This is a genomic window from Planctomycetota bacterium (assembly GCA_026387035.1).
Classification (GTDB): Bacteria; Planctomycetota; Phycisphaerae; order FEN-1346; family FEN-1346; genus JAPLMM01.
Genome location: JAPLMM010000211.1, coordinates 1 through 2,757, shown reverse-complemented (window position 1 = coordinate 2,757; position 2,757 = coordinate 1). Strand labels below are relative to the sequence as shown.

Annotated in this window: 3 protein-coding genes; all 3 read left to right on the top strand. The window is 68.0% G+C overall.

What is annotated here, in order from left to right; genetic code table 11:
• Positions 1 to 804, top strand: an 804-nt coding sequence (gene lpxK / locus NTX40_07515) for a tetraacyldisaccharide 4'-kinase (protein ID MCX5648927.1), incomplete at its 5' end; no start/stop codon positions are given.
• A gap of 193 nt (positions 805 to 997) precedes the next feature.
• The gene (locus NTX40_07510; GenBank protein MCX5648926.1) at positions 998 to 1,948 is read left to right on the top strand and encodes a hypothetical protein; all 951 of its coding nucleotides are present in this window, start codon (positions 998 to 1,000) and stop codon (positions 1,946 to 1,948) included.
• Positions 1,949 to 1,957: 9 nt separating this feature from the next.
• On the top strand, positions 1,958 to 2,757 hold an 800-nt coding region (locus tag NTX40_07505), incomplete at its 3' end, for a PfkB family carbohydrate kinase (protein MCX5648925.1).

The following is a 2,757-nucleotide window of genomic DNA, read 5'->3' as shown; positions in this document are numbered from 1 at the left end:
TCCGGCGCGCCGAACGAGGAGACGATGGAATTGGCGCGCCTCTGCCCCGGCGTTCCCTGCGTCCAGAATCACAACCGCTGGCAGGCGATCCACGACTGGATGTGGCGGCACCCGTGCGACCTGGCGATCCTGGACGACGGGTTCCAGCACCGGCGCCTGGCGCGCGACCTGGACATCGTCCTGGTGGACGCGCTTCAGCCGTTCGGCCATGGGCACGTCCTGCCGAGGGGCCTCTTGCGGGAACCGCCGTCGGCTCTTCGGCGGGCGGACCTGGTGGTGATCACGCGAGCGGAACTCGTCGGGCCCCAGGAGATTGACGCGCTGAAGGGCCGTTTGCATGGGCTGGTTCGGTCCGGCGTGCCGATCCTCGTCGCCCAGCACCAGCCGAGCGCCCTGGTGCGTGCGGACGGATCGCGCGAGGCGCCGGAATCGCTCCGCGGCGAGACGGTGGCGGCGGCGTGCGGCATCGGAAACCCGGAAGCGTTTCGCGCGACGCTGGAGCGGCTGGGCGCGCGGGCCGATTTGTGGGACGTTTTTCCGGATCATCATGCCTATTCGTCGGCGGACGTGGACCGGCTGCTGTCGGCGGCGCGGTCCGCGGGGCTCAAGAGGCTTGTGACGACGGGCAAGGATTATGTAAAATGGGAGCCGTTGCTTGCCGACCGAAAGAAGCGGCCGGCCGTTGAGATCGTCGCCCTCGAGATCCGCATGGCGATGGTCGAGGGCGACCAGGTGCTGCGCCGGGCGGTCCGGTCCCTCCTGCCTGCCGTAACAACAGGCGGGCCGGAAGGAAATGACGAATGACGAGGACCGAATGACGAGAGAATTCCGAAGCCCGAATGACGAAGCAGCCGCGCCCAGGCGGCGGAAGGTCGTTCTTCGGGCTTCGTCATTCGTCATTCACTCGTCATTCGGATTTCGTCATTCGGGTTTGCACACATGCCGAGGCCGAACGTGCCGGACACGGGCGTGCTGACCCTGCGGAGGTGAAAAGGGAATGCGCCGGCGCAAAACTTACCAGCCGATCGACCTGGCGAGCCTGAAGTCTTTCCCCATCGCCGAACGCCGACACAAGGTCTCCCTGGAGGACCTGGCGGCGCCGGCAGGGCCGGAGGCGACCCTGGGCGAGTTCTTCGAATCGCTGCCCGCCACGCCCGCCACGAAGGGATTGGCGGACCTGGCGCTGGCCGTCGCCGAGGCCGTCCGCAAGGACGCCCCGGTGGCGGTCGCGTTCGGGGGGCACGTCGTCAAATGCGGCCTGGGGCCTGTGCTCATTGACCTGATGGAGCGCGGCGTCGTGACGGTCGTTGCGACGCACGGGGCTGGGGCCATCCACGACCTCGAACTGGCCTACCACGGCGAAACGAGCGAGGACCCGGCGGCCACGATGCGCGACGGGCGATTCGGCATGGTCGAGGAAACGCCGGGCTACCTGAATGACGCGGCCCGTCTGGGCCGGCACCGCGGACTGGGCCAGGCCATCGGCGATCTGGTGAACGAGGCGGCAACCGAATTTCCGCATGCCGCCAAGAGCGTTCTGGCGGCCGCGAGCCGCCTCGATTGCCTCGCCACGGTCCACGTGGCGATCGGAACGGACACCTGGCACATGCATCCCGAGGCCGACGGGGCGGCGATCGGCGAGGCGTCGATGCTCGATTTCCGTAAACTCTGCGCCGCCGTCGCCGACATGGCTGACGGCGTCTGGATCAACGTCGGATCCGCCGTCATCCTCCCCGAGGTCTTCATGAAAGCATATACCGTGGCGACGAACCTCGGCGCCAAACTCGAGAACATGGTGACCGCCAACCTGGACCAGATTCAGCATTACCGGCCGCGCGAGAACGTCCTTGCGCGGCCGACGGATCGCGGCATCGCGCTCACGGGCCAGCACGAGTTTCTGATCCCGTTGCTGCGGCACCGGATCCTCATGGAACTTGAATCCCGGTAGGAGGCAGGAGTGTATCGCCACCTGATCGACCTGGTTGACCGCCTCGGTCGCCCGCGCCTCGGCGTAGTCGGCGACCTCATGCTGGACCGCTACGTATTCGGCGACGCGGAACGCATCAGCCCGGAGGCCCCCATCCAGGTGCTCCGCGTGGCGAGCCAGGAGTGCCGCCTCGGCGGCGCGGGATCCGTCGTCAACAATCTCCGCGCCCTCGGGGCCGACGTCTCCGTGTTCAGCGTCGTCGGGCGCGACGACGTCGGACGCCAGGTCATGGGCTATCTCAAGGCGGCCGGCGCGAGAACCTCCGGGGTCGTCCGGCTTGCGGGTCGGCCCACGACGGTCAAGACGCGCTTTGTCGGCCGCGCCCAGCACCGCATCCCGCAGCAGGTCCTGCGCGTGGATGAGGAACAGGTGGCGCCGATTCCGGCCGAGGCGGAAGACCGTCTCCTGGCGGGAATCCGCAAGGGCTTGCGCCGCTTCCAGGCCGTCCTCCTCAGCGATTACAACAAAGGCGTCCTGACGCCGCGCCTCACGCAGGCCATTATCCGCGCCGCCCGCCGGCGACGGGTGCCCGTCCTCGTTGACCCCATCAAGGACCGGGACTATGCGAAATACCGCGGAGCGACGCTGCTGACGCCCAACCGCCTGGAAACGGAGATGGCGTCGGGCCACTCGGTCGCGCGTCCCGAGGCCCTGCGCCGAGCGGCAGGGCGATTGCTCAAGAGCCTTCGGCTGGATGCCATCATCGTGACGCTCGACAAGGATGGGGCCTATCTGGCCCTCAAGGGCCGCAAGGGCCAGATGGTTCCGAC

Excerpts from the sequence above, each read along its gene's own strand:
- NTX40_07510 (MCX5648926.1), top strand. The coding sequence starts at position 998 with ATGCGCCGGCGCAAAACTTACCAGCCGATCGACCTGGCGAGCCTGAAG.